The following is a 25,410-nucleotide window of genomic DNA, read 5'->3' as shown; positions in this document are numbered from 1 at the left end:
TTCTGAGGATTACCGCAGTCAAGTGTGGCTTCCTATTGTGAAAAAGCAGTGCAGTAATGAATAGATGAACCTGAAAGCAAGGGAATTTTATCCAAATGCTTTCAGGTTTTTTTCAGCTTGTTTCCATTGATTGTAGAAAAAATAGATGTTTATGCCAAAGTATGATTATATCTTCACCATAGAATCTTTTTCTATAGGAATTTCCAACGTTTTATTCAAAATCATAAAGGTTGTGGAAGCCGTCGCCGCAAGAATATTTTCCCGTTTCAGCCGTGCTTCTCCTGTCATTGCAACAACATTCTTTCCTTGGGAAATGATCCGAGCGTGGTACTCCACAGTATCACTAGGTAAAACAGGCTGAATAAAGGTAGTGGATAAATTTACGGTACAGACCATATTTGGCTGTGAGAAATAATGACATAATAAGCCGAAGGTTATATCAAACCCGCTTACAATCATGCCTCCATGAAGTCCCCCTTCGGGATTTAATTCCCAATCCATTACTTTAAATGCCAAGGTTAGCTCTTTTTTCTCAAAGCTGCAATTTTTAAATGTAGGATTTAACAAGGATAACACACCCTTTTTTTTCAAAAAAGAATCAGGAGCGCTTATTTGTGAAAACCAAGCTTCCATATTTTTTTGACTCAAATTTTGGCTGATTATCATATGTAGCACATCCTTTCTATATGAGTGGGTTATTTTGTGTTTCTCTGAGGGCTTTAAAAACCGAGGTGGCACTGGCCGTAATAGCAGAATCTTTTTTTGACCATGCTTCCCCTGTTATGTTACACAAGGAGCGCCCCTGAAAATCCATTTTTGCCTTGATAAAATAGGTATCTCCTAAGAACATAGGCTTATGATAAGTGGTATTTAAGCTTACAGTGATTACCACTTGTGGTTTTGTGAAGTAATGACAAAGAAGCCCCAGTGCTGTATCAAAGGCAGTGGCGATGATACCCCCATAAATGGCATTTTGAGGGTTTAACTCCCACTCCATAACATCAAAGGAGAGGGTTACACTTTTTTCCTCAAGACTACAGCTTACAAATTTCGGTTCTATTTTTGGTACAACCCCATGGCTTAAAAGCCTAGAGCCGGGGCTGGTTACTTGACGAAACCAGTCCTCCATGGCTTCTTGGGTGTACGTTGGTAATTCAGTTGTATTCATTGTTGTATTCCCCTTTATTTCAAATATTCTCTTACGATTTGTAGGAAGTTTTGGCTGTTTTCCAAATGAGGGAAATTGCCCACTTCTTCAAAAATTACATATTCCCCGTCAGGACGTGCATTTTCAGCCCATTCCATGGTGGAAATGGGGTTGGTTTTATTTTCTTCGCCCCAGAAAATCCAAAATGGTACGGAAAGAGCAGAGAAAGCGGACTTTGTATCTGCACGCCAGAAACCGGTCTTCAGCGTGGCAAAGGTGATTTGCCTGTTTTTACTTTTCCGTGCAGAAGTATAAAACGTCTGCACCAATTCATCTGAAAGTTTTTCTTTAGCGAAAAAAGCTGTTTCTAAGCTTTCTTTTATTTTACTTTTTGTAGTCTCCATAAGAAATTGCTGTGTGCCTGAAACAGGTAATAGCAAGCTATGGAGAGACTTAAGATCCTCGTTTGTGGCAAAGCCGCGTCCAAAGCCCTCGGGAGAAATCAGCATCATTGCCTTTATTTTTTCCGGATAAAGCATAGAGGTAACTAATGCCAAGTCACTACCCCCATTGGATGCCAGAATACAGGCAGGACGACGGATAACCTGTTCCATAAATTCATGGATGATATGGGCATATTGATAAGCTGTCCATGGTTTATCTGGCAAAAAGGAATTGCCAAAGCCGGGTAAATCTAAGGCATAAACGTGATAATGCTCCGACAGAGAAGAAATCACCATATCCCACTCCCTACGGCTTGTCCCCAGCATCATACTGTGAATGAGGAGCAAAGGGCGACCGTGTCCCGTGGAGGAATAAGCAATATCCCCAAGGGATGAGGCATATATTTCAAAAAGGGCATCATCTGCTCTTTTTTGTGCTTGCCAAAAACAGGCTTTTTGCCAAAGAATGAGTCCGCCGAAAAGACCCGCTGTTGCGGCGGAGATGGAAAGTGCTGCTTCTTTTATTTTTTTGTTCATATCAGACCCTCCTTTTCTATTATTATGAACGGAAAAACGTCATTTGAAAAGAGGAATTTTCATAGTATGGTAATAAGTTTTTGAAGGAGGAGCAAAATTATGCAAGCTTTTCTAACTTTGGCAGGACAATTTTTCATAATTTTATGTATTCAGTCCATACTAGAAGTGATGGCGTATTCCAGAAGGCAGAATCATTTGCTAAAGCCTATTTCTTTGGGATGCTATATTGCCTCCCTTGTACTGGTGCTACATTTTATGCAGCAATATATTGGGGATATTATGCGTGCAATTAATTTTATATATTAGTATAAAAGGCGGGAGAGGCACTTTTTGCCGAAAGAAGAAGAAAAAGCTTGACGAAACAAAATTCCTATGATATTATATTATTCGTACTCGATTTAAGGGCATTTTGCCGATGTGGCTCAATTGGCAGAGCAGCTGACTTGTAATCAGCAGGTTATCGGTTCGAGTCCGATCATCGGCTTAATCATATGGGTGGATTCCCGAGCGGCCAAAGGGGGCAGACTGTAAATCTGTTGCGATAGCTTCGAAGGTTCGAATCCTTCTCCGCCCATAGTAACTCAATTTTATAATTTTTTATTGCCGCGGAGTGGAGCAGTCCGGTAGCTCGTCGGGCTCATAACCCGAAGGTCGTCAGTTCAAATCTGGCCTCCGCAATCAAAAAATCCTAGAAACTTTGTTTCTAGGATTTTTTTTGTTTTTTCGTAATAATAAATTACCCACGGAAATGAAATAGTTATCATAACAGCAATATGACCACACACGAAAAAGCCTTAGAAACATTGATTTCTTGGGATTTTTTGTGAATTTATAAGAGGATATTTATTTGCTGTAAATAACTAGGATTAACATTTCTAAGCCCTATATGAAATAAATGTAAATTATTTTTTTAATTTTAAAGTAGGTTTTAGGTTTTCTTTCTATACTTGGTTTTGAAAAAGAGTTACACCTGCAATAAGAAGCAGGTAAGGAGGCTGAGTTTATGGGAACACCCACGACGTTTGAACGAAAGGAAGTTAAATATTTAATTTCCTTTGGACAAAGAGCAAAACTTCAGGAATTAATGGATACTTATATGTCCCCCGATAGTTTTGGAAAATCTACAATTATGAATATCTACTATGATACAGACAATAAACAGCTGATTCGTCATTCTATGGAAAAACCTGTTTATAAGGAGAAACTGAGAGTGCGCAGTTATGGTACTGCCAATCCTGAATCTACAGTTTTTGTGGAACTAAAGAAAAAATACAAAGGGATTGTATATAAAAGGCGGGTTTCAATGAGCCAAGAGGATGCAAAGCTTTGGTTGGAAAAGAATACATCGCCTCCAAAGGATACCCAGATTACACGAGAGATTGATTACTTTACCCAATCTCATCCTCTGAATCCTGCGGTGCTATTATCCTATAAAAGAGAAGCGTTTTTTGGAAAAGAGGATTCGGAATTTCGTATGACCTTTGATGACAACATTCTTTGGAGGGATTATGATATTTGTCTTTGTAAAGGGGCATATGGTGAAGAGCTATTGCCCAAAGGAATGCAGCTTTTAGAAGTAAAGGCTGCCATGGGAATGCCTTTATGGCTAACAAGATTTTTTAGTGAAAACAATATTTATAAAACCAGTTACTCTAAATACGGAAATGCATACACTGCAATGACCCAAAAAGAGCTGGCAGAAAGGGGCAGATACAGTGCTTGATTTTATGACAAATAATATTTTAGCTTCATCCACCACAACAGGAATAACAATGTCGGCGTTTTTGCTTTGTGTTGCTACAGGGTTAGGAATAGGATTTTTATTGGCGCTAACCTACAGAAGAAAGAGCAAAAGCTCCCCGGGATTTTTGGTGACGCTTGCCATGCTCCCCGCAGTTGTTGCCATGATAATTCTTATGGTAAATGGAAATATTGGGGCTGGCGTTGCTGTAGCAGGAACCTTTAGCTTGGTTCGTTTCCGCTCCGTTCCCGGAACCGCCAAGGAAATCTGTGCTATCTTCATTGCCATGGCCGCTGGTCTTGCAGTAGGAATGGGATATTTGATCGTGGCAGTTTTATTTACGCTTATCTTGGCTCTAGCAGAAATGTTCTATAATACTAAAAAAATGCAGAGCTTTTACGGCGCAACGCAGGAGCGTCAGCTTCGTATCACAATTCCGGAGGATTTGGATTATGCAGAGATTTTTGATGATATCTTTGCAAAATACTTAAAGAGCAATGAGCTTGTGGAAGTAAAAACCACTAATATGGGCAGCTTATTCCGTTTGACCTATCGTGTTGTGGTAAAAGACAATGTTTCTGAGAAAAAAATGATGGATGCCATTCGTATTCGTAATGGTAATTTAGAAATTAGTTTTTCCAGAGCATTAAACCAAAATGAATTATAAGGAGGAAGTTATTTTATGAAGCAGAAAAAAAGAACGGTGTTTGCCGCCATAACAGTGGCATGTTTATTATGCAGCTGTAGCCAGACGGCAAATGGTGCCACTACTGACACCACAGCAACAACCACTACAGACGCAACGCTGGTCACAGCTTTAGACCCTGATACGTTATTCAGCACTAGGGATAAAGCAGGGGATTATGATGAAAGTCAGGCTATTTCCATTACCCTCAGTGATACCAAAGCTACAAGTTCAGACAACAGTAAGGTAAGCATAAGTGCTTCCACCGTGACCATTCAGGATGAAGGCGTATATATCTTAAGTGGTAAGCTGACAAATGGTCAGATTATTGTAGATGCTGAAGAAACCGATAAGGTTCAGTTAGTACTCAATGGTATTACGATAAACAACAACACAAGTGCGGCTATTTATGTGCGTCAAAGTGACAAAGTATTTGTAACCTTAGCAAAAGGCACAACCAATACTCTTTCCAACAAAAATGCTTTTGTAGCCATTGATGATAACAATATTGACGGTGTCGTTTTTGCGAAGGATGACATCACTTTTAATGGCAGTGGCACATTAATCATCAATGCGGCTTTTGGCAGCGGCGTTGTTGCCAAAGATGACCTGACCATTACAGGAGGCAGCTATAAGGTAAATGCGGCAGAACACGGCTTTACTGCAAAAGACGGTATTGCTATTGCAGATGGCACCTTCCAAATTACCTCCGGTAAGGATGGCTTCCACAGCGAGAACAAAGATGATACAACTAAGGGCTTTATCTATGTAGGGAAAGGTAGTTATGACATTACCGCCCAGGGAGATGGTTTCGATGGGGCATCTATCCTGCAAATTGAGGATGGCACCTTCCAAATCAAAACAGGCGGCGGTAGTGATGCAACTCTTGCAGAGGATGCAAGCGCAAAGGGTATAAAAACAACGGGAAATCTGTTGCTTTCCGGAGGAAGCTTTACCTTAAATTGTGCTGACGACGCATTCCATAGCAATGCAAACTTGACTGTAAAAGGTGGAAATTACACCATTGCAACGGGGGATGATGGGTTCCATGCTGATTTAGCCGCTGTGGTTGAGGGCGGAACAATACATATTACCAAAAGTTATGAAGGTATAGAAGGTCAGACAGTTCATGTTTCCGCGGGCACCGTCAACATTGTGTCTTCTGATGATGGTATCAATGCGGCAGAGAGCGGTGAAGATTCCGATGAAGCCGTAGTAGGTAGAGAAAAAGGAACGATGGCAAACGGTGAAAGACCCGCCTTTGATGCCACAACTACACCACCTGAAAAGCCCGCTGGGGACGCAACAACCAGTGCAACAACCAAAGCAACAAATGGCACAACAGATGGTACCCCTCCAACAGGCAACCCTCCTACAGGCAACCCTCCTACAGGAACAGAAGGAGCTATGCCGAATCGTATGGGCGGCAGTTTACAAGCAAATGAAAACTGCGACATCACAATTACCGGGGGAACCATAACCATTGATGCTAAAGGCGATGCCATTGATTCTAACGGCAGTATTCATATAAGCGGCGGGGTAATTTATATCACTGGGCCTGAAAATAACGGAAATTCCTGTGTGGACAGTGACGGTGATGCTGTAATTACCGGGGGAACCTTGGTTGCTTGTGGTTCCAGCAGTATGTTCCATGGATTTAGTACGGATTCCACCCAAGGTTGGGCGTTGATTAACTTAACAGAAGCAAAAAGTGGTAAGGTTACATTAACCAGCGGAAGCACAACCCTGATGAGCTATACACCAACAAGAGAGTATACAGCAGTTTTGGTATCCGGCTCCGCTATTAAGAAAGGCTCCACCTATACCTTAACCATGGGGGATGAGACGAAGACCTTTACCATGGAGAGTCTAAGTTACACTTCTGGTACATCCAGTAACGGAAATATGGGTGGCAGAGGGCAAATGAATGGAACGAAACAGAATCAGACCACAACAAAAGCCACTTCATAATTATTAAGTAGTAATGCCCCTCCTCAATAGAAGGATATGCTGATAAAAACACTGCATATGGCTTTTGTTTGAGGAGGGGTCTTTCATTGGGGTATTAAAAGGAAGTGGATGACGGAATAAGATTAGATTATAGGGGAGTTAATGTGATGTTTTGCAAAGTTCTTTGTGGCAAAGAGGAAACAAAAACAAATTTTTTAAATATTTTTAAAAAATAGAGATTTTTTAACTTATATTTAAGTTTTGAATGCTATCATTTATTTGTAAGTATTTAACCCCTATTCAATATTTTACTCTTTTATAAAATATTGAGAAAAAGGCCTATTGCATAAATCAATAGGTCTTTTTCAAAATAAAACTTTATTTTATAAAGTATGGTAAAATAGGATAAGGTTTTGTTCCATACTTTTAGGGGAAAGATAAAATAAATTTTTGAGGTGAAAACCCCAATTGATACATAAGGAGGTGAAAACCATGCGAATTCTTTTGGCTGAAGATGAAAAGGAGCTTTCTAATGCTTTAGTCACAATTTTGCAAAGAAATGGTTTTTCTGTAGATGCTGTTTATAACGGTGAGGATGCCTTAGATTATTTAGAAGCAGATAATTACGATGGTGTTATTTTGGATATCATGATGCCTAAGGTAGATGGATTAACAGTATTAAAGAAATTGCGGGAGAAGAAGAATACCATACCGGTGTTGATGCTTACAGCAAAGTCCCAGGTGGATGATCGGGTTTTAGGACTTGATAGCGGTGCCAATGATTATTTAACCAAGCCCTTTGCTATGAAGGAGCTGATTGCCAGAATACGTGCCATGACCAGAAAAATCGAAGTGGGTGGGGATAACCTTCTCACATTTGGGAATATAACGTTAAATCGCAATACTTTTATCCTTTCAACAGAGACTGTACAGTTACGGCTTATGGGCAAGGAATTTCAAATGATGGAATTGATGATGACAAATCCCAATCAATTAATTTCTGCGGAACGTTTTTTAGAACGTATTTGGGGATATGATACCCAGGCAGAGTTAAGTGTGGTGTGGGTTTATATTTCTTATCTACGTCGCCGTCTAACTGCGGTAGAGGCAGATGTGGGAATAAAATCAGCACGAAATTTAGGATACACCTTGGAGGTAAAGGCATGAGCGAGAAATTAAGACTTCGTTTTATTGGAATCGCATCGTTTAGCGTTTTTATTGTGCTTTTCTCCTTTTTGGTTTCTATAAATGCATGGAACTACAGTAACATGAAGGAGAATGCTGATAAAATTTTGTCTGCTATTACCGATAATAACGGCGTTTTTCCAAGGGTTCATCGGGACAAGCCTAAAAATGAACCAATTCCCGATGATAAATCAGAAATTGAAAGTCCAACCAGAGAAAAAACTCCTCCCATATTAGGAAGGCGCACAGATTTTTCTCCCGAGGATCCTTTTGCAACCCGATATTTCTCGGTTACTCTCAATGGGGATATGGTTCAAACATCCATCAATCTAAATTACATTGCTGCAATTACCCTAGAAGAAGCAGAAGAAATGGTGAATTCTGTAGTAGAAAAGGGCAGTGAGAAAGGATTTTTAGGAACTTATCGCTATCGTGTTTCTGAGATTGATGGAGGAACCTTGATTGTCTTTTTGGATTGCACTAAAGATTTATTTTTCATGAATAATTTTTTGTTAAACAGCCTTTATGTTGGTGGGGCGGGTTTTTTGGCGGTTTGCATATTGATTATTATATTTTCTAAAACTGCTGTACGGCCCGTGGTTGAGAGCTATGAAAAGCAGAAAACCTTTATCACCAATGCAGGACATGAGCTGAAAACGCCATTATCTATTATTGATGCTAACACAGAGGTCATCGAAATGGAAAATGGTGAAAGCCAATGGACGCAAAGCATCAAGCGGCAGGTGGAACGAATGGCTCGTTTAACCAATCAGCTGACTACTCTGGCAAAAATGGAGGAAGGTCAGGCACAAATATCCATGGAAAGCTTGAATTTTTCCAATATCATTACTGAGGTTTGTGACGAAATGGAGGCTTTTGCCCAAGGGCAGGGAAAGACCATTCAGGCTTCTGTTCACCCTGATGTTATGGTAATGGGCAACGAGGATCAGTTGCGCCAATTAATCTACATTCTATTGGATAATGGCGTGAAGCACTCCAAGGAGAGCTCCCCCATCGAGGTGGGGTGGAACAGTAATGGGAAGTTGACAGTGAAAAACAAAGCGTTTTTGGAGCAAACGGGAAATATGAATATTCTTTTGGAGCGGTTTTACCGAACAGATGCTTCACGAAGCCGACAAACGGGGGGATACGGCTTGGGTCTTTCCATTGCAAAGGCAATCGTAGAGCAGCATAAGGGTAAAATTTCTATCGTTGCATCCAACGAGGATACACTGGAGATAACTGTTACCCTAAAATAAAGCAATTTCAAATTAGGATAATATTTGGAAAAGCGGAAGGGAAAAGGGCTTTTTCAAAGAAAAATGGGACAAGAATATTAGTAAATAATGAAATGAAAAACCCGCATAGCTATGCGGGTTTTTTGATTAAGTTAAATTTTATTTTCATAATAAATATCTTATGATAGAAGAAGGTTTTCTTTTGGTTCATAGCATTTTGACAGGCTTTCGTGAAATAGAATGAAAGGGAACCATTGCTTCATCGTTTTTTTCTATAGTCAGTAATGCTTATGCATTTTCAAAAGCATTTAGATCAACGCCGTCCTCACGCATATTTTGCAAAAGCTGGGCATGAAAAAAACAACACCCATAACAAGGATAGAGGAGCATATGGCTGTCCAAAATGAAAAGCTGACTATCTTCAAGGGCAACATAAGGATTTTCTTTCTTGGGTGCAGGGGAAAAGGTTCCTTTTTTCAGCCCTGGTACTGCCCCCTCAATCAAGAAGAGGGCATGATTTTGAGTCATTGTGATTGGTTCACCCTCTTTTACAGAAATAAATTCTGCGCAGAAACAATCCATCATGGTCTGCAATCCATCTTTGGAAATGTTTCTGAAAATAGGTAGGGCTAGTAATGCATCTAATTGTTCATTCATCTTTTGTACCTCCCATGGGATATGGCTGGATTTTAGCATGAAGTAGTGTTTCCGTCAAGGCGTGGCGTTGACAATTTTTAAACAATAACATAAAATCAAAAGTAGATGGTTTTTAAAAGGAAAAGGAGGGGTCCTATGGTTCCCAATCAAATAGAAATGCTTCCTTTTTTTCCACACCTTACGGAGGAAGAAAAGGACTATTTACGCAGAAACATGCGGACTTTGGAATTTCAACTTGGAGATTTGATTTATAGCCCTGCAAAAGGCTCTTTAGGCATGGTGCTGGTGCTAAAGGGTGGTGTACGGGCATATTTAACTTCCGAAGAGGGCAAAAAGGCTACGATTTTCCGCCTGCGTGAGGGGGAGTTTTGTATGCTTACCATGTCCTGCGCCATTTCTCAGATTACCTTTGACGTAGAGGTAGAGGCTTCGGAAGATTGCAGTCTCTTGTTATTGCCCACAGATGTTTTTGCTAAGGTAGAGCAAGAAAATATTTATGTGAAAAACTTTTCCCTTGAGCTGATGATGGAGCGGATGTCCTCTTTGGTGGAAGGGGTACAGCAAATGATGTTTTTGAATTTGGAGCAAAGGCTTGCTTCCTATCTACTTGATGAAAGCAGTCAGCGAAAAAGTGATACGCTACGATTAACTCAAGAGGAAATTGCAGAGAATATAGGCAGTGCCAGAGAGGCTGTCAGTCGTACCCTAAAGAGAATGAAGGAAAAAGAGCTGATTTCTGTGGGGCGTGGTTGTATTCATTTATTAGACAAAAAAGAACTTTATGCTCTGCTTCAATAAAAAAGAGAGTGGGCTTTCTTTAAAGTTTCGGGCACCATAAAAAATGATGCCCAAAAAGAGGGATACTGAAAGATTATTCTTTGTATTTTGCTTTACATATCAGTTGTGTCATGGTACCCATGGGGCAATAGACGCACCAAGTGCGGGGGCGAAACAGTAGCATGGTGATTAAGCCTAATAGCGTAGAGGTCAGCATAACGCCGTAAAAGCCAAAGGCAAATTGCTTCAACCAATCAGCCACAGGGGCGGATGAGGAAGCAAAGCTCCATGGCAGAGAGAAGCTCCAAAGAAGGGTAACTGTTTCTTTCAGGCTTTTTGCATCTGCAAATACCAAATAGGTGGAAAACAGCATTTGAGAAAACATCAGCAGAAAAAAAACTAAGAAGCCGTAGCGAAAGGTTTTGCTGAAGATCCATTTAGGAATTGGCAGATTCTTAGAAAAACGTTTTCCCACGATAGACAATAGTTGACCTCTTCCACAGTAGCGGTTGCAATAACCCTTTTCACCCCCTGATATAGACATTATGAGGGGAACCAGAAAACAAATTAAACCAAGCCATGCAAAAAGTATATTAAAAAACCCCAGAATCAGATAAAAGACTGAAGCAACCCAAAGGTAGTCGTACCAGTTTTTTTTCTTAGCCAACCATATCAACCTCCTTTAAAGAGATGATATCGGCAGGACAAGCTTTTACGCAAAGACCACAGCCAATACAAAGCTCCTGATTTACATTGGCATAGATGCCACGGTATACGGCAATGGCGTTTTTGGGACAGGCTTTTTCACAACAGCCGCAAGACACACAGTTTTTTGTGGATACAACTGCAATTCGTTTCATATCAGCCCTCCTTTACCATGAAAAGGGCCTTTTTGGGACACACCATGGCACATTTTCCACAACCAATGCAAAGGGCTTCATGAATAACGGGAGCAGAATAGGGACTATCTTGGGTTAAAGCTCCCACGGGACATGCCCGTAAAGAGGGACATCTATGATTTTGGGGGCATCTATCTAAATTAATTTTTGCAATTTTTTTCATATAAATTATCCTTTCAATTTCAAATTAAATTGTTTTTTATGGTTTTGGTAAAGTACTGATTTATGGTATGATAGTACCACAAGACTTAGATTTGATTCCGTAACTTTGTTACGAAGAAGAATAAAATAAAATTTGGAGGTTTTTTGTGATGGATGAGGAAAAAGTCGAATTAACATTGGTAGAACAGGCAGAGCAAAACAGCAGCAATTATTTTCGGCAAGGCTTAAACTGTACGGAATGCATAATGTGTACTTTTTTTGATATGGACAAGATAGATTTGCCAAAAGAGACCATTGCCTTAGCAACGGCTTTTGGTTCGGGCATGGGCAACACGAAAAATACTTGTGGCGCAATCACAGGCGCAGTGATGGCGTTAAGCGGTGTGCTTGGTAGAAAAAACCCCTTTGAAAAGGAAACTGTTGGGGAGAGAATTGCTGAGTTAAAGGATATTTATGTTTTGATTGGCGAGATGGTTCGTGAAATTGAAGATCATTACGGAACCTTGATTTGTAAGGAGCTTTCCGCACCTATGGGTGAGTTTGAAGGAAAGGCTAGAAAGAAGAACTGTATGCAGATTATTGGCTATTGCGGTGGATTAGCCATGAAATATGCATTAATGGCGGAAGAATTGACAAAGGAAAAAGAAGCTTCTGAAAAAGAAAGCTAATAAGAGGTGTGAAACCATGAAAAAAACAATATTGGCAAGTTTAGCCGCTGCCTTGTTATGGACAGCCACTGTGTTTGCATATCCAGCAATACAAGTATATGTGGATGGACAGGGAATAACTTTTGACCAACCCCCTGTTATCGTTGAGGATCGTACGTTGGTACCTATGCGGGCAATTTTTCAAGCCTTGGGCAGTGAGGTTGCTTGGTCTGAGTCAGACCAAACCATTACTTCTATGAAAAATGGAGATACTGTTAAGTTAAAAATCGGCGATTCAGGTCTTTATAAAAATGGACAACTGAAATATACAATGGCAGTACCCGCTCGTATTATGAACGGGCGAACCTTAGTGCCTTTGCGTACCGTTGCTGAGGCATTTGATGCACAAGTAGGATGGGATCCTCAAGGGTATGTGGTGACGGTGATTTCTTCTCAAGCCGAAGCAGAGAATAGTAATACCACTACAGTAAAGGCGGATGATGGAACTGTTGTTTTATCCTTCCGTATGGATATTCCAAAAAGCAAAGGAAGTTATGCAAGCCAAATGGAAAAAACGTTGAATGAAGAGGCCAAAGCTTTAGCCAAGGCTTATGTGGATACATATGGGAAAAAAGCCAAAACCGAGTATGACACTGCAAAAGCTAATGGTACATCCTTCTCCCCTTATTACTATGTAGGTTCTTATGAAATAACAAGGGAAGACAGTAAATTTGTATCCTTCTATGGGACAAGTACCCAATATACAGGTGAATTGCAGGGCCAAAGAAGCTGTACCTCCCATACGTTTTCAGCGACAAATGGAAAGGAGCTTGCCCTTTCTGATATGATAGGGGATAGTGAAAAGGAACTTCAAGGATTTTGGATGACCTCCTTTGGTGCCCTCATTGATGAGAAACCAACTAATTTCTATTCTAATGCTAAGGCGCGTTTGGAAAAGAATTTGGACATAGTAGGATTTTATGTTACCAAAGATGGCCTAGGATTTTATTTACCGCCCGAAACCATTGCACCAAACGAATCAGGAATCATCTCTTTTACCATAAAATATGATTTATAATTTATTTCTTTCATTTTGAGGGATTGGAAATAAATTTGTTTTTCCCCTCAGGAAAGTTGGAGTGGGAAAATAGATGGCTCTTACAATTTCTTGAAGCGTCCATTTTGGTCAGCTGAGTAGAGACCAGAGATTCCATAAAGTTTATTGAAACCCAAGCAGAAAAATAAAATTTATTTTTCTGCTTTTTTATATGGCTGAAAATAAAAACACACCCATTTTTTGGGTGCGTTTAATAACGTTTTATAATTTTTTCCATTCTGCCCGCAATTCTGCCAAAAGCGCTTCCTTTGTCTGAGGGGGATGATGCCCCTTAATGGCATGGCGAAAATCAATTCTCTCCAGTTCATCAATGTAGGCGGTAAGTAATACCTTATCATAGACCCATTCTTCACCTTTGGGAACAGAACAATAGGAGTCACCCAGAAAGATCACTTCATCTTGAGGAATCAGGAAAATTACGGAGTCCCTGCAATGGGGGGAAACGATTTCTCGCAGAATACAGGTAACATCGCCTAAATCAATGGTCATGGAGCCATTAAAGCTGATTTCAGCTGTTTTTACCTTGATATCACTGCGGTGGGAATATTCTTTACGAATATGTATATCCGAAAAATCCGAATCTTCTCCTGTTTCCAGCCGTTTTTCCATAGAGGCATCATCCCATGTCCAATGGGACATTTTTTCTAATTCCTTATTGGTTTTCCCTCCCGCAATGGTAACAGCATCTGTCGCCCAAAGGGCAAAGGTATGATCCCAATGGGCATGGGTCACAGAAAGATAACGAGGAGAGGGCAGTTGATTTTCCTGCAGTTTTTCCATGAAAAGTTGATAATGGGCAGCGGAGTTTCCCGCATCCATCATAAATCCACCCTTTTTTCCTTTGATATAACCTAAGGCGGGACGATCCGTTTCAGGGTCATGTTCCATATAATAAATATGTTCTGATATTTTTGAAAGCTTCATAAGGTTTCCTTTCTCGTGTAATTCAAACAGGTTTACAGCTTTTAAAAAAGTAAATACCTTTTTTCATCAGGCAATAGAAAAAAGCCCGCTTGCATCCCTAAGGATATGCATTGCAAAACGGGCTTTTTACCCTTCTTTCAGTATAGTGCCTTTTCGGTGAGAAAAGCAATACCGAATGAGAATAATTTTATGTAGTTATATTTTTGGCAGGTTTATGTGCTTTCAAGGCTTTCTTTTCTTTTCTTGCTGTTTTTCTAGTTTTCTTGTTCTCTTTGCGTTCATTCATCCAAAGGTAAAGAACCGGGATAAATACCAAGGTAACAACGGTGGAGAAGGCAAGACCAAAAATAACACCAATGGAAAGACTCTGCATCATTTCACTACCCTCTGCTTTGCTCAAAGCCATAGGGAGCATACCCAAAATTGTGGTTAAGGTGGTCATCAAAATTGGACGCAAACGTCTTGGTCCTGCGGTTACTAAGGCGTCGTAGCAGCTAAGGCCTCGATCCATCAGCTGATTCGCATAGTCTACCAATACGATACCATTATTTACAACCATGCCGACCAGCATGACAAAGCCCATTAGGGCAGGCATGGTAACGGTATGGCCTGTTATGAAAAGACCAAGGATACCGCCGGTAATTGCCAAAGGCATGGAGAACATAACGATAAACGGATAACGCAGAGATTCAAACTGTGAAGCCATTATCATATAAACCAAAAGCACTGCGATGATCATACAAATCATCAAGCTTCTGAAGGCATCCATCATCATTTCCATATTTCCTGAGTAAGCATAGGTATAGCCTTCGGGGAAATCGTATTGTGATAAAGCCTGATCAATCAGTTTCTGTGCCTCACTTCCGCTTAAGTTGGGAGTGTTTGCACTGATAGAAATATAATTTTTTTGGTTCTCACGGGTAATGGAGGTTGCACTTTCGCCAATTTCTATGTTTGCAACGGCGGAAAGAGGAATCTGTGTGCCCGTAGCTGACGTAACTGTCAAGTTATTTAAGTCTGTTAAGTAGTTTAATTCATCGGTGTTATAACGAAGAACAACATCTAATTCAGAGCCATCTACCTTATATTGAGTTGCAGTTGTTCCGGAGATTGCAGTACTTAAAGTACTGGCAATACTGCCGGCTGTTACACCATAATGGGAAGCCTTGCTTCGATCAATTTTTACCAAAGCTTCTGGAATTGTACTTCCAGTTGAGCCTTCCACATCGGTAAAGCCATCAATATTGCTGATTAGGTCAACAACGTCATCTTCCACATCCATTAAGGTTTTATTGTCATATCCATATACGTTAAAGGTTACGTCACTGCTACTCGTACCTCCCATGGATGATTGGGAAGCGGATACTGTCAGCTCTATACCGGGGATGTCTCCCAATAATGTTTTAATTTCCTCGCACACCTCAGCGGTAGAGCGAGAACGTTCACTCTTTGGTATTAAGTTCATATAAACAGTTGCTGCAGCACTGTTATTGGACATAGAATCGGAACCAATAATGGCATATACCGTCTCATTTTCTGGAATGGTCTGTAAGCGGTATAGTGCTTCTAATACAACTTCATCAGTGGTCTCCAACTCAGTGCCGTTTGGCAGAGATATTTTAACACTGGCTGTGCCTTCATCAGATTCCTGCATAAAGTCCATACCTGTCATAGGAACGGTAATCAGGCTGGCAAGAAACACTGCCAATACTGTAAGCACTGTGGTTTTGCGGTGAGATAGTGCCCAGCGAATTACTCGTTCATACCATTGTGAAAGACGCTCCAATGCATTTTCCCACTTGGAAAGAGCAGAAGAAAATTTCTTGTATTTGCGGAATTTCGTCTTTTTGTCTTTTTGCAAAAGCAAAGCAGAAGCCATAGGAACAAAGGTAATTGCCACTACAAGTGATGATGCAAGGGAAAAGGTAATCGCAAAGGACAGATTTTGTAGAAGCTGCCCCACGGAACCTTTTACAAAGGCAATAGGCAGGAAAACTGCCACAGTGGTTAATGTAGAGGCAGTGATTGCCATGGTAACCTCTTTTGCTCCCTCTTCTGAAGCTTCCTTAGGGCTATATCCCCGCTCATAATACTGATAGATGTTGTCAAGAACAACAACGGAGTTATCTACCAGCATACCGATACCAATGGCCACACCGCCCATAGAAATAAGATTTAAGGACATACCTGCCAGATACATCAGCGCAAAGGTGGCCAATATAGAGGTAGGGATAGATACTGCAATAATTCCAGAGGTAACGGGGTTTTTCAGGAACGCCAGTAATACAAAAAATGCAATCAAAGCACTTAAAAAGGCTGTTTCTGTAATGTTTGAAATGGAATCCTTAATATAATCTGAGGTATCCATAACAATGGTCATATGTAACTCTGGATATTGGGCAGTAATTGCATCCAATTCTTTTTGAATCTTTTCGCTTGTTTTAACTAAGTTTGCAGTTGACTGCTTATTGACGGAAATCATGATTCCCCGTTCCCCATCAAGATAAGCAATATTCTTCTGGTCTTTGTCTACTTCCACAACATTGGCCACGTCGCTCAAGTGAATAATAGCTCCTGTTGGTGTACCTATGGGCAAATCTTTGATTTCCTCCACGGAGCTAAACTGTCCGATGGTACGCACAGGCACATTCAATTCTCCTTGTGTAAGGGAACCGGAGGGCAAGTTCATATTTTCTGCCGCCAATATTTGAGAGAGTGTGTTTACATTTAAGCCGTAACCCACGAGCTTGGTGGGATCAACGGTTATGCGTACCTCTTTTTCAACACCGCCGGTTAGATCAATGGAAGCCACGCCTTCGATACGTTCCAGACGAGGAAGAATATCATCTTCCAAAAGGTTATTCAATGCGTTTAAGTCTAAATTATTTGCTGTAACACCCAAATAAATGGGGATAGCATTCATATCAATTTTAAAAATTACAGGTTCTTCTGCGTTTGAGGGCAAGCTGCTTTTTGCTCGATCTAGCACCTCTCTTAAATCTATGGCCGCCATATCAATATCTGTACCATCCACAAACTGTACCATAACAAGGGCGGCATTGCTGTTTGATATGGAAGTAATGGTATCTACATTATTTACTGTGCCCAAAGCGTCTTCCAAGGGCTTTGAAACAAGATTTTCAATTTCTTCCGGTCCGGCACCCACATAGGTGGTGCTGACCAATACAACGGGGATATCTACGTTAGGCATTAATGCCAAGTTTAGGCCGCTGTATGCAACAATGCCGGCAATGAACACCATCAAGGTTATCATTATGGTGGTAATAGGCTTACGAATGCAAAGTCTGGATAACATAATTTATTCCTCCTTTGCCGTGTCTTCTGTGGTACCCTTTGCTGTATCTTCTGTGGTACCCTTAGCAGGAGTAGCAGGGCTTGCAATTTCAACCTGTTCTCCATCGGAAATATAAGTTTGACCGCGGGTAACAACCTGTGTGCCAACGGGCAGATCAGAGGTGATTTCTAAGGTTTCACCTGTTTGAATGCCAATGGTTACAGGTGTTTTCTTTGCTATATTGTTTTCAACAACATAAACATAGGTTTTCCCATCTTTGGTAATCACTGCGTTGGCGGGCAATACCAATACATCTTCAGCCTTTTCCTTTGTAAAGATAACATCTGCCAGCATGCCTGATTTAATGATGCCATCCTTGTTATTTAGTTCAACTTTAACAGTATATGTACCGGATTGGCTGGAAGCGGGGCTGATAGTAGTAATTTTTCCTTTCAAAGGAGTAGCGGACGCGGCGGACATATTTACTTGCACTTCATCGCCTAGCTTAATGTTGTTTACAGCCTGCTCGGAAACGCCAACCTCAACCTTGATTGTGGAAAGATCCATAATCACATAAGCAGGGATAGAAGGGCTTGCATAGCTGCCTCTTTCTATGTTTCTGCTAACAATAACGCCGCTCATAGGAGAAGTTACGGTACAATCTCCAATTTGTTTTTTCAAAATATCCATGTTTACTTCAAGGGCTTCAATATTTGCTTTGGCGGATTCGTACCCAAGCTTCATCTGGTCAATTTCTGCCTCAGCAATAATGCCTTGTTCAAAAAGGACTTTATTGTTATTATAGGTTTTTTCTGTGTTTGCCAGGCTTAGCTTCGCTGCATTATAGTTCACCTCTGCACTGCGTAATTGGTCATTTAATGTTGCAGAGTCAACGCTAAAAAGAACTTGATTCTCTTTTACAGTGTCACCAACCTCAAAGTGAAATCCCATGACCTTTCCGGGGATGGTGGGGACAACGGATATTTCCTTGGAAGCGGCGGCTTTGCCAGAATAAGAGAAGCTGCTTGTAATTGCATCCTTACCAACAGTTGTGACCTCAACGCTTCGCAATGTTGGTTTTTCTTCGGGTGCTTCCTTAGCACAGCCGGTCAAAAGCACAGCGCAAAGACTAAAAAGTATTAGCTTTTGGTTCATTTTATGGTTCCTCCTGATAAAATTAGTTGGTTAACGGCATGTAGGTGATGATATAAAGCTTGCTTCTTTTCCTCTGCAAAAGAGTCAAAGTAGCTACTGGTAATTCCCATAAGGGAATTTTCCGTTGCCTTTAAAGTTGATTGCCCCTTCTGGGTTATACGCAGATAAATTTTGCGACCATCATCATCCTTACTGGGGGGGTGCTTTTGGATAAATCCTTTTTCTTCCATTTTTGCAATGCTCAAAGAGGCACTACTTTTACTAAGGCAGAGAGAATTTGATATTTTTGAAACAGTATCTAAGCCTAAATCACGAATACAAAGCAAGAAATGAAATTGCTGCATGGTCAGCTTCCCTTCTTCCCCCTTACCATTTATACTGAATACCTGCTCCAAGTGAAGTCTACTCCAAAAGGACATATTTAATCTAAGATCAAAAAAAAGCTCGGCAATTTTTTGACCACTTACTTCGGACATAAATCCTTCCCCCTCTTTTCTATTTTGCATGAAATTAATTTTATGATAAAACTAATTTGGTGTCAATTGGATTTTCATTAAGAAATTTTAAAGATTTTGCCAGTTATGGCTTATTGTGCTTAAAGAACTGATTTTGGACATTTTCGGGTTATTTGAAGAAAGCATGATAATGGAAGAGAGGACAATAATTTTATAGATTCTTAATAATATGGAAAATGAAACACCATTGATTAAAATGTGAATGAAATGGGGAATTGTTTCATAAAAAGAGGATACCCCTTGAAGACTTTGGCTCATCACGGAGTATCCTTTACTCACAATAAAAATATTTGTAAAATTAATACATGCCCAGCTTTTCTAATAGGGAGATATATGTTTCCACGCCATGGCACAAAATTTTTTCATCAAAATCAAATTCTGCACTATGAAGAGGATGGACAAAGCCTTTTTCCGGATTTCCTGCACCTAAAAAGAAAAACAAACCGGGAACTGCCTGCTGAAAAAAGGAAAAATCCTCTGCAAGCATATAGGGCTGTGTGGTTATATAGCTGTCGCCGCAGGCCGCTTCTAAGGCACTAACCAAAGCAGCATCGTTATGAACCACACGATACATATGACGGAATTCAACTGTTCCTTCACAACCATAGCCTTTGGCAATAAAACTTACGGCTTCCTCTACCCTTGAAACCATTTTTTCATAAACTTCATCAGAAAAGGCACGCATGGTTCCTTCTATACGGACTTCCTTGGCCACAATATTACAGGCTTCACCACCCTGTATGGAGCCAAAGGAAAGAACGCCACTGTCTAAAGGAGAGATATTACGGGATAAAATGGTATGTATACCGCAAATCACCGCCCCTGCTGCCAGAAGGGCATCAGCACCAAGATGGGGTTGTGCACCGTGGGAGCTTTTTCCATGGATACGCACGGTGACTTCTCCGTTTCGTGCCATCATGCCACCCACTTTGCAGGCAACCTTGCCTTGGGGAACATCGGGGAAAATGTGGCATCCGATAATCTTGGAAATGTTATATTTTTCAATGATTCCTGCTTCCACCATCAGCCTTGCACCACCGGGGCCTTCTTCCGCAGGCTGAAAAATCAGAATCACATCACCCTTAGGACGCACTTTTTTTGACATGAGATATTTGGCAAAGCCCAGCAAAATGGTCATGTGACCGTCGTGCCCGCAGGCATGCATCAGCCCCTGATGACAAGAGGCATAGGAACGGGGAGGCTCTTCTACAGTTAGCCCATCCATATCTGCACGAAAAGCCATGGGTTTTTCCAAACCTTGCCCCTTGATGATACCAATGACCCCTGTTTCTAAGCAGCGAGTAACCTCATCTACGCCTATTTCTTTCAGCATATTCTCTATATAAGCAGCGGTTTTGTGCTCCGAAAGTCCTAGTTCTGGAATTCGGTGCAAATCTCGACGTATTTGTCTAAGCCCTTCCTCCATCTTTGAAATATCTTCACGCAAAAAAAGCCCTCCTTTTTTTCACAATTTTTTTCTATTGTAACATAAAAACTGTGAAAGAGCCTTGGAAAATATTTTTTTTTCATTTATAATACCATACAAGGGTCAAAAAGTCGTGGGGATCCATGCTTGGATATCCGTAAGTTTGGTGGGGTTGACCTATATAATTATGAATGGAGGAGCAAAAATGAATTATGATATGACAAATCCTTATGAGATTGCAAAGTATATTAAGGATGCCAAAAAGGTTACACCTGTGAAAGTTTATGTGCAGGGTGACTTGAAGGGTGTAGAAAAAGAAAATGTAAAAATTTTCGGCGAAGGTAACTTCTGGATTATGATTGGTGACTATGCTTTGATCAAAGAGGTTTTAGAAGAAAAGGCTGAAAAGATTCAGGAAACTCATGTGGAATATGATAGAAGAAATTCCGCAGTTCCTATGCTGGATATTACAAATCTGGAAGCACGTATCGAGCCTGGCTGCTTTATTCGTGACCGTGTAAAAATCGGCAAAAATGCTGTTGTAATGATGGGCGCCGTTATTAATATTGGCGCAGAAATCGGTGATGGCACAATGATTGATATGAATGCTATTTTAGGGGCAAGAGCTACTGTTGGAAAGAATGCCCACGTTGGTGCCGGTGCCGTTTTGGCGGGTGTTTTAGAGCCACCTAGTGCAACACCTGTTGTTGTTGGTGATGGTGCACTGATTGGTGCCAATGCCGTTGTTTTGGAGGGTGTTCAAGTTGGTGCTAATGCTGTTGTTGCGGCAGGCGCAGTGGTAATTGAGGATGTTCCTGCTGGTGCGGTGGTTGCTGGTTCTCCTGCTAAGGTAATTAAAATGAAGGATGAAAAAACAGAAGGAAAAACACAGATTTTGGATGATTTGAGAAAGTAATGACTCCAAATCTGACTATTAAATGAAATCAATTAGGGCAATATAAGATTAATTCTTTTCAATTATAGAAACAGGAAGGAAAGTAGAAGAAATGAAAAAGTGTTTAGTTTTTTTGATTTCAGTATTTATGTTTCTTTTCACAGGATGTGGCAGTGGTAATAGTGTAGGCACTGCTTACACAGAAGTGAATACACAGGAGGGAATTACTCTTTCCCTAAAAGAGGATACACTCAAAAGTTCCTTAGGTACATTTATCCTTACCAATGATACGAAGGAAACCGTAAGCTATGGTGCCAAGGAATATCACTTTGAGCAGATGAAGGATGGGCAGTGGCAGGAATTTGCGGGGACTGCCCAGGCAAATTGGAGTGAAGGAGAGACGGCTTTGGAAAGTGGAGCTTCCACGGAGTTAAGCTATAACTGGAAGACCTTCTGTGGCAGCACTACAAAGGGTGAACAATACCGTTTGATTATTTTTGTAAATAAAAGCCCTGTTGCTGTGGAATTCACCGGTGCTTAATAAAAGGTATTAAGGGATAAGTCCAAGATTCCCAAAAGCAAAATTTTGGTTTTGAAAATTCCCGTTTGTTCTTAAAATTCATATCTGCTTTCAAAATGATAAATTTATTTTGGTATGTATAGTTCAATCAAAATCTCCGTCCAATGGGCGGAGGTTTTTTTGTGTATTGTTTTGGGTTAGAGAAAACTTATAGAAATGCTGAAATTCCACTAAAAATAGAAAAAAATATAAAACATGCCTTACTTTTTTGGAAAACCCCTTGCAAAAGGAATAAAACATGTTTTTTTTGCTTATATTTAGGGTAATAGGAAGGAGGCAAGCGGATGAATATAAGCAAGCAAAAGGTGGGAAGTGTGCTTACTGAAGGGGATGAAATACTACTTGCCATTCAGGACATTCAGGCCAGATTGGTCTGTGCAAGACAAGGATTTGAATCTGCAACAGATGAGGCTTTGGTTGACAGTTATATTTTTGAAATTACCGCTTTGCAAAAAAAGTATGATTATTTTATAAAAACAGCAAAGGAAATGGGGTTGACTGGGCCTTTTCTTAAAATAGGCTGAAAGGTACAGAAGGGGGAGAAAAGCACTATGACAGAGGTATTGTCGGTAATGATAATTAGCTGTCTAATTATTTTGATATTGACGGCGGTGGCAAAACCATTAAGAATTGTGTTGCGATTTATACTTTCAGCGGCTGTTGGCGGCTGTTGCCTATGGCTTTGTAATCGCTTTGGGCTTCCGGTGGGTGTTAATCCAGCAACACTTTTTACGGTGGGATTATTGGGGGCACCGGGTTTTTTAGGGTTAATTGTCTTAAGTTTTTTCTTGTAAAAGAAATGTAATTGTTTGACAATTACAACGGAATGTGATATATTTTTGTGTGGATAATGTTGTGGATATTATTGTGGATAATCGGGGCTTCCCTGTGTACAAAACTTGGTTATCTGCAAGTCCGCAAATAAAAAATCCTTAAATGATAAGATTTAACCCCATTTCTTATCCGGAGAAACTCACTGCGATGCAGTGAGTTTTTTCATAAAAAAAGTAGGTGAAAATTGTGGATAACTTAATGAAATTTATAGAAAAATTTAATGAACAATTATTGTCCCAAAGCTTTTTTGAAGGAAGAACTGCAAACGGAGAAAAGGTACCAGGGATTTATCTGCGTATAGAAAACCCTGTTTTATATATTGTAGGAGTATTTGAAAAAGATAATCAGGAAAAAATTATAGATATTCTAAGTACATACACAAAGGAAATGTCTCAAGACCTTGAAGAGATGCGCTGTACCCATATTATCAGCCTTGGTATATATGTGTCAGAGGAGGAAGGTGTATCCCCTGCCCCTGTTTATTTTGATGAACGGATTCATGCAGTGAATTGGCGCTATTCCATAGAAAAGAAAAAAGTTTTTGCAAATGCTGGGGAACCAGACCGTCTTTTTGGTATTGAAAAACTGTTGCTACGTGCAGCGGAGGGAAAGGTACCAGAAGCACCCCCAAAACCAGAGATGAAAAACGGATTGCCATGGGTGTGTATTTCTATATTTCTGCTTTGCGCAGTGCTGTTAATTGATACCACCTTATCTGGAAGAGGTGGAAGTATCATTCGTGCCTATGGACTCAGCAGAAGCGGTATTTTGCAAGGAGAATACTACCGGTTCATTACGTCTATGTTTTTACACAGTGGCATCATGCATTTGTTGTCCAATAGTCTCTTTTTATATTATTTTGGTTTTAAAGCTGAGTATCTTTTGGGGAGAAAACGCTTTCTCATTTTATATTTGGTTTCCGGTTTCTGTGGTGGTCTTTTTAGCATTTTATTTCACGATGTGTTGGCAATTGGTGCATCAGGAGCGATTTATGGTCTCATGGGGGCTATGTTTGTACTGACAAAATTATACGGCCCTAGATATACGGGAATGAATTATGCCACTATGCTGTTATTGGTAGTCACATCCATAGGCTTTGGTTTTTTGGATATGGGCATAGATAATTTTGCCCATATTGGTGGCTTTATTGGTGGAAGTCTGGTATTCTTAATCTATCGAAAGCTGGATAGAAAACAGAAGGAGATATCCACATGATTTCTGTGGACAATGTGGAGGTTATCCACTTTTAAAATATGCAACACTAGATGAATAATAATCGTTCCTTATTTTACAACGAATTTCCCATGTTAAATTGTCGAATGGAGAAAATTAACACTATATATTGGGGTATACATAAAAAGTTATCAACAAAAAAGCTGTGGATAAGGTCATGAAATTGTGGATAACTCTGTTTGGAGAGGAAATGTAGATGAATCAGCAAAAAGATTTTCAAGAAAAATTGCAAAAAAATTTTCAGTTTTCTGCTTTTGGTGAGAAAAAACTGGTTTTTGGTGAAGGAGCTCACATGCCTGTTTTGATGATGATTGGAGAAGCACCGGGCGGGGACGAGGAAAAACAGGGCAAGCCCTTTGTGGGTAAAGCGGGAAAAAATCTATCTTCCTTTTTAGAAGTAATTGGTTTAAAGCGAGAGGAGATTTATATTTCCAACGTAGTAAAACTGCGCCCTACAAAAAACAGCCCCAAAACTGGGAAGGCGGTAAACCGTCCACCATCCAGAGATGAGATTGCGTTTTTTTTGCCTTATTTGATGGAAGAAATTCAGTTGATTGCGCCGAAAATGATTGTTACATTGGGTAATGTACCTCTAAAGGCAGTTTCTGGGGATAATAACATGACCATTGGGGATGTTCACGGTAAGCCTTACAAACTTACAGAGGATAGAATCTTATTTCCTTTGTATCATCCGGCGGCAATTATTTATAATAGGGCTTTATCTCAGGTATATCAGGAGGATTTGGTCACATTAAAGAATTTTTTGGGGATATTATAAGAATAGAAATGGCTCTATGGGGTGAATTCAAAAACGTAATATAAGGAGGAAGATATGAATGGCAAAAACAGCAGTGATATTTTGTTCTGAATATGGCAGTACAAAAAAATATGCAGAATATATTGCGGAAAAGTTACAGGCTGATCTTCTTAGCACAACACAAGCGAAGGATTTATCCCCCTATGATACCGTTGTATACGGCGGAGGCATTTATGCAGGCTCTCTTAATGGAAATGAGTGGTTAAAGAAGAACCAAGAGATGTTATGTAATAAAAGATTGGTCATCTTTACTTGTAGCTTTTCTGATCCAGAAATAGCTAGAAATACAAAATATATCAGAGAAGGTTTAAATAAGTGCCTTTCCCCAACACTCATGAATCATGCAAAAATCTTTTGTTTTCATGGAGCATTGGATTATCAACATTTGAAATTTGCCCACAAAGGAATGATGAAAGTTCTTTTTCAAATTTTAAAGCATAAGAAAGAGCGTAGTCTTGAGGAAGAGGCAATGCTTCAAACCCAGGTTACCCCTGCGGATTTTGTGGATACCTCTCAAGCGGACAGGTTAATATTATATATAAAGGATTGAA

At 40.1% G+C, this 25,410-nt stretch carries 28 protein-coding genes and 3 tRNA genes; 19 read left to right on the top strand and 12 right to left on the bottom strand.

Annotation, left to right across the window (positions count from 1 at the left end; translation table 11 throughout):
- Window positions 1-165 precede the first annotated feature (165 nt).
- From NE558_RS03100 to NE558_RS03090, 3 genes are read right to left on the bottom strand one after another with little or no spacing between them, the layout of a single operon-like run.
- The gene (locus NE558_RS03100) at window positions 166-666 is read right to left on the bottom strand and encodes a PaaI family thioesterase (protein WP_256148448.1); all 501 of its coding nucleotides are present in this window, start codon (window positions 664-666) and stop codon (window positions 166-168) included.
- 16 nt (window positions 667-682) lie between these two features.
- Entirely contained in the window at window positions 683-1,168 is a 486-nt protein-coding gene (locus tag NE558_RS03095; RefSeq protein WP_256148447.1) for a PaaI family thioesterase, read from the bottom strand.
- Between the two features lie 14 nt (window positions 1,169-1,182).
- Window positions 1,183-2,127 (bottom strand): alpha/beta fold hydrolase, encoded by a 945-nt coding sequence (locus NE558_RS03090; RefSeq protein WP_256148446.1) that lies wholly within the window; start codon window positions 2,125-2,127, stop codon window positions 1,183-1,185.
- Window positions 2,128-2,226: 99 nt separating this feature from the next.
- On the opposite strand from NE558_RS03090, the gene NE558_RS03085 reads away from it, so the two are divergent.
- From NE558_RS03085 to NE558_RS03045, 9 genes are all read left to right on the top strand, one after another.
- The gene (locus tag NE558_RS03085) at window positions 2,227-2,433 is read left to right on the top strand and encodes a hypothetical protein (protein ID WP_066053514.1); all 207 of its coding nucleotides are present in this window, start codon (window positions 2,227-2,229) and stop codon (window positions 2,431-2,433) included.
- Window positions 2,434-2,538: 105 nt separating this feature from the next.
- Window positions 2,539-2,611, top strand: a tRNA-Thr gene (locus NE558_RS03080).
- A gap of 9 nt (window positions 2,612-2,620) precedes the next feature.
- A tRNA-Tyr gene (locus NE558_RS03075) sits at window positions 2,621-2,701 on the top strand.
- A 30-nt stretch (window positions 2,702-2,731) separates the two neighbouring features.
- A tRNA-Met gene (locus tag NE558_RS03070) sits at window positions 2,732-2,805 on the top strand.
- 325 nt (window positions 2,806-3,130) lie between these two features.
- Window positions 3,131-3,850 (top strand): polyphosphate polymerase domain-containing protein, encoded by a 720-nt coding sequence (locus tag NE558_RS03065; RefSeq protein ID WP_256148445.1) that lies wholly within the window; start codon window positions 3,131-3,133, stop codon window positions 3,848-3,850.
- A complete protein-coding gene (locus tag NE558_RS03060; RefSeq protein WP_256148444.1) occupies window positions 3,843-4,535 on the top strand; it encodes a DUF4956 domain-containing protein in 693 nt (230 codons plus the stop codon). Before NE558_RS03065 ends, NE558_RS03060 begins: the two co-directional genes overlap by 8 nt.
- A gap of 15 nt (window positions 4,536-4,550) precedes the next feature.
- Window positions 4,551-6,524, top strand: coding sequence for a carbohydrate-binding domain-containing protein (locus tag NE558_RS03055; protein ID WP_256148443.1), 1,974 nt, complete (start codon window positions 4,551-4,553; stop codon window positions 6,522-6,524).
- Between the two features lie 471 nt (window positions 6,525-6,995).
- Window positions 6,996-7,670 (top strand): response regulator transcription factor, encoded by a 675-nt coding sequence (locus NE558_RS03050; RefSeq protein ID WP_256148442.1) that lies wholly within the window; start codon window positions 6,996-6,998, stop codon window positions 7,668-7,670.
- The gene (locus NE558_RS03045; protein ID WP_256148441.1) at window positions 7,667-8,947 is read left to right on the top strand and encodes a sensor histidine kinase; all 1,281 of its coding nucleotides are present in this window, start codon (window positions 7,667-7,669) and stop codon (window positions 8,945-8,947) included. The genes NE558_RS03050 and NE558_RS03045 overlap by 4 nt, the downstream gene beginning before the upstream one ends.
- 267 nt (window positions 8,948-9,214) lie before the next feature.
- Here NE558_RS03045 and NE558_RS03040 read toward each other — a convergent pair whose 3' ends face one another.
- Window positions 9,215-9,583, bottom strand: coding sequence for a hypothetical protein (locus tag NE558_RS03040; RefSeq protein WP_256148440.1), 369 nt, complete (start codon window positions 9,581-9,583; stop codon window positions 9,215-9,217).
- A 135-nt stretch (window positions 9,584-9,718) separates the two neighbouring features.
- On the opposite strand from NE558_RS03040, the gene NE558_RS03035 reads away from it, so the two are divergent.
- Entirely contained in the window at window positions 9,719-10,381 is a 663-nt protein-coding gene (locus NE558_RS03035) for a Crp/Fnr family transcriptional regulator (protein WP_256148439.1), read from the top strand.
- 73 nt (window positions 10,382-10,454) lie between these two features.
- On the opposite strand, the gene NE558_RS03030 is transcribed toward NE558_RS03035, so the two are convergent.
- Genes NE558_RS03030 through NE558_RS03020 form a run of 3 tightly spaced genes read right to left on the bottom strand, consistent with a single transcriptional unit; the run spans window position 10,455 to window position 11,422 of the window.
- Window positions 10,455-11,027: a 4Fe-4S binding protein gene (locus NE558_RS03030; protein ID WP_256148438.1), complete on the bottom strand. Its 573-nt coding sequence runs from the start codon at window positions 11,025-11,027 to the stop codon at window positions 10,455-10,457.
- Window positions 11,020-11,220: a 4Fe-4S binding protein gene (locus NE558_RS03025; RefSeq protein ID WP_256148437.1), complete on the bottom strand. Its 201-nt coding sequence runs from the start codon at window positions 11,218-11,220 to the stop codon at window positions 11,020-11,022. The genes NE558_RS03030 and NE558_RS03025 overlap by 8 nt, the downstream gene beginning before the upstream one ends.
- A gap of 1 nt (window position 11,221) precedes the next feature.
- Entirely contained in the window at window positions 11,222-11,422 is a 201-nt protein-coding gene (locus NE558_RS03020) for a 4Fe-4S binding protein (RefSeq protein WP_256148436.1), read from the bottom strand.
- A gap of 148 nt (window positions 11,423-11,570) precedes the next feature.
- On the opposite strand from NE558_RS03020, the gene NE558_RS03015 reads away from it, so the two are divergent.
- On the top strand, window positions 11,571-12,089 hold the full coding sequence (locus NE558_RS03015; RefSeq protein ID WP_256148435.1) for a C-GCAxxG-C-C family protein: 519 nt from the start codon (window positions 11,571-11,573) through the stop codon (window positions 12,087-12,089).
- Between the two features lie 16 nt (window positions 12,090-12,105).
- The gene (locus tag NE558_RS03010) at window positions 12,106-13,146 is read left to right on the top strand and encodes a stalk domain-containing protein (protein WP_256148434.1); all 1,041 of its coding nucleotides are present in this window, start codon (window positions 12,106-12,108) and stop codon (window positions 13,144-13,146) included.
- A gap of 240 nt (window positions 13,147-13,386) precedes the next feature.
- Here the strand turns inward: NE558_RS03010 and NE558_RS03005 are convergent, their stop codons facing one another.
- The 5 genes from NE558_RS03005 to NE558_RS02985 form a co-directional block, all read right to left on the bottom strand.
- Window positions 13,387-14,109: an MBL fold metallo-hydrolase gene (locus tag NE558_RS03005; RefSeq protein ID WP_256148433.1), complete on the bottom strand. Its 723-nt coding sequence runs from the start codon at window positions 14,107-14,109 to the stop codon at window positions 13,387-13,389.
- Between the two features lie 187 nt (window positions 14,110-14,296).
- Window positions 14,297-17,425, bottom strand: a complete 3,129-nt coding sequence (locus NE558_RS03000) for an efflux RND transporter permease subunit (RefSeq protein ID WP_256148432.1) — start codon at window positions 17,423-17,425, stop codon at window positions 14,297-14,299.
- A 3-nt stretch (window positions 17,426-17,428) separates the two neighbouring features.
- Window positions 17,429-18,559 carry an efflux RND transporter periplasmic adaptor subunit gene (locus NE558_RS02995; protein ID WP_256148431.1) on the bottom strand — a complete coding sequence of 377 codons (1,131 nt, stop codon included), beginning with the start codon at window positions 18,557-18,559 and terminating at the stop codon, window positions 17,429-17,431.
- On the bottom strand, window positions 18,556-19,035 hold the full coding sequence (locus NE558_RS02990) for a MarR family winged helix-turn-helix transcriptional regulator (RefSeq protein WP_256148430.1): 480 nt from the start codon (window positions 19,033-19,035) through the stop codon (window positions 18,556-18,558). Before NE558_RS02990 ends, NE558_RS02995 begins: the two co-directional genes overlap by 4 nt.
- Window positions 19,036-19,372: 337 nt before the next feature.
- Window positions 19,373-20,521, bottom strand: a complete 1,149-nt coding sequence (locus NE558_RS02985; RefSeq protein ID WP_256148429.1) for a M20 metallopeptidase family protein — start codon at window positions 20,519-20,521, stop codon at window positions 19,373-19,375.
- Between the two features lie 184 nt (window positions 20,522-20,705).
- Here NE558_RS02985 and dapD point away from each other — a divergent pair, with 184 nt between their 5' ends.
- The 7 genes from dapD (at window position 20,706) to NE558_RS02950 (ending at window position 25,409) form a co-directional block, all read left to right on the top strand.
- On the top strand, window positions 20,706-21,416 hold the full coding sequence (dapD, locus tag NE558_RS02980) for a 2,3,4,5-tetrahydropyridine-2,6-dicarboxylate N-acetyltransferase (RefSeq protein WP_256148428.1): 711 nt from the start codon (window positions 20,706-20,708) through the stop codon (window positions 21,414-21,416).
- A 91-nt stretch (window positions 21,417-21,507) separates the two neighbouring features.
- Window positions 21,508-21,936, top strand: coding sequence for an immunoglobulin-like domain-containing protein (locus tag NE558_RS02975; RefSeq protein ID WP_256148427.1), 429 nt, complete (start codon window positions 21,508-21,510; stop codon window positions 21,934-21,936).
- Between the two features lie 323 nt (window positions 21,937-22,259).
- The gene (locus tag NE558_RS02970; RefSeq protein ID WP_256148426.1) at window positions 22,260-22,499 is read left to right on the top strand and encodes a DUF2508 family protein; all 240 of its coding nucleotides are present in this window, start codon (window positions 22,260-22,262) and stop codon (window positions 22,497-22,499) included.
- 27 nt (window positions 22,500-22,526) lie between these two features.
- Window positions 22,527-22,769, top strand: coding sequence for a pro-sigmaK processing inhibitor BofA family protein (locus NE558_RS02965; RefSeq protein ID WP_066053458.1), 243 nt, complete (start codon window positions 22,527-22,529; stop codon window positions 22,767-22,769).
- A gap of 226 nt (window positions 22,770-22,995) precedes the next feature.
- On the top strand, window positions 22,996-24,024 hold the full coding sequence (locus NE558_RS14550; protein ID WP_256148425.1) for a rhomboid family intramembrane serine protease: 1,029 nt from the start codon (window positions 22,996-22,998) through the stop codon (window positions 24,022-24,024).
- Window positions 24,025-24,238: 214 nt separating this feature from the next.
- On the top strand, window positions 24,239-24,820 hold the full coding sequence (locus NE558_RS02955; protein WP_256148424.1) for a uracil-DNA glycosylase: 582 nt from the start codon (window positions 24,239-24,241) through the stop codon (window positions 24,818-24,820).
- A 58-nt stretch (window positions 24,821-24,878) separates the two neighbouring features.
- Entirely contained in the window at window positions 24,879-25,409 is a 531-nt protein-coding gene (locus NE558_RS02950) for a flavodoxin domain-containing protein (RefSeq protein WP_256148423.1), read from the top strand.
- Window position 25,410: the final 1 nt, after the last annotated feature.

Origin of the sequence: Anaerotignum propionicum, assembly GCF_024461735.1 — a bacterium.
Lineage (GTDB): Bacteria > Bacillota > Clostridia > Lachnospirales > Anaerotignaceae > Chakrabartyella.
The sequence above is the reverse complement of the archived record's forward strand: the minus strand, read 5'-3'. Positions and strand labels throughout refer to the sequence as shown.

Coding starts and splice junctions, on each gene's coding strand:
- NE558_RS02995 (WP_256148431.1), bottom strand. CDS start 18,559: ATGAACCAAAAGCTAATACTTTTTAGTCTTTGCGCTGTGCTTTTGACC.
- NE558_RS03085 (WP_066053514.1), top strand. CDS start 2,227: ATGCAAGCTTTTCTAACTTTGGCAGGACAATTTTTCATAATTTTATGT.
- NE558_RS02965 (WP_066053458.1), top strand. CDS start 22,527: ATGACAGAGGTATTGTCGGTAATGATAATTAGCTGTCTAATTATTTTG.
- NE558_RS03090 (WP_256148446.1), bottom strand. CDS start 2,127: ATGAACAAAAAAATAAAAGAAGCAGCACTTTCCATCTCCGCCGCAACA.
- NE558_RS03000 (WP_256148432.1), bottom strand. CDS start 17,425: ATGTTATCCAGACTTTGCATTCGTAAGCCTATTACCACCATAATGATA.
- NE558_RS03010 (WP_256148434.1), top strand. CDS start 12,106: ATGAAAAAAACAATATTGGCAAGTTTAGCCGCTGCCTTGTTATGGACA.
- NE558_RS02955 (WP_256148424.1), top strand. CDS start 24,239: ATGAATCAGCAAAAAGATTTTCAAGAAAAATTGCAAAAAAATTTTCAG.
- NE558_RS03050 (WP_256148442.1), top strand. CDS start 6,996: ATGCGAATTCTTTTGGCTGAAGATGAAAAGGAGCTTTCTAATGCTTTA.
- NE558_RS03055 (WP_256148443.1), top strand. CDS start 4,551: ATGAAGCAGAAAAAAAGAACGGTGTTTGCCGCCATAACAGTGGCATGT.
- NE558_RS02975 (WP_256148427.1), top strand. CDS start 21,508: ATGAAAAAGTGTTTAGTTTTTTTGATTTCAGTATTTATGTTTCTTTTC.
- NE558_RS03020 (WP_256148436.1), bottom strand. CDS start 11,422: ATGAAAAAAATTGCAAAAATTAATTTAGATAGATGCCCCCAAAATCAT.
- dapD (WP_256148428.1), top strand. CDS start 20,706: ATGAATTATGATATGACAAATCCTTATGAGATTGCAAAGTATATTAAG.
- NE558_RS03065 (WP_256148445.1), top strand. CDS start 3,131: ATGGGAACACCCACGACGTTTGAACGAAAGGAAGTTAAATATTTAATT.
- NE558_RS03095 (WP_256148447.1), bottom strand. CDS start 1,168: ATGAATACAACTGAATTACCAACGTACACCCAAGAAGCCATGGAGGAC.
- NE558_RS03035 (WP_256148439.1), top strand. CDS start 9,719: ATGGTTCCCAATCAAATAGAAATGCTTCCTTTTTTTCCACACCTTACG.
- NE558_RS03015 (WP_256148435.1), top strand. CDS start 11,571: ATGGATGAGGAAAAAGTCGAATTAACATTGGTAGAACAGGCAGAGCAA.
- NE558_RS03025 (WP_256148437.1), bottom strand. CDS start 11,220: ATGAAACGAATTGCAGTTGTATCCACAAAAAACTGTGTGTCTTGCGGC.
- NE558_RS02990 (WP_256148430.1), bottom strand. CDS start 19,035: ATGTCCGAAGTAAGTGGTCAAAAAATTGCCGAGCTTTTTTTTGATCTT.
- NE558_RS03045 (WP_256148441.1), top strand. CDS start 7,667: ATGAGCGAGAAATTAAGACTTCGTTTTATTGGAATCGCATCGTTTAGC.
- NE558_RS02970 (WP_256148426.1), top strand. CDS start 22,260: ATGAATATAAGCAAGCAAAAGGTGGGAAGTGTGCTTACTGAAGGGGAT.
- NE558_RS03005 (WP_256148433.1), bottom strand. CDS start 14,109: ATGAAGCTTTCAAAAATATCAGAACATATTTATTATATGGAACATGAC.
- NE558_RS03100 (WP_256148448.1), bottom strand. CDS start 666: ATGATAATCAGCCAAAATTTGAGTCAAAAAAATATGGAAGCTTGGTTT.
- NE558_RS03040 (WP_256148440.1), bottom strand. CDS start 9,583: ATGAATGAACAATTAGATGCATTACTAGCCCTACCTATTTTCAGAAAC.
- NE558_RS02950 (WP_256148423.1), top strand. CDS start 24,879: ATGGCAAAAACAGCAGTGATATTTTGTTCTGAATATGGCAGTACAAAA.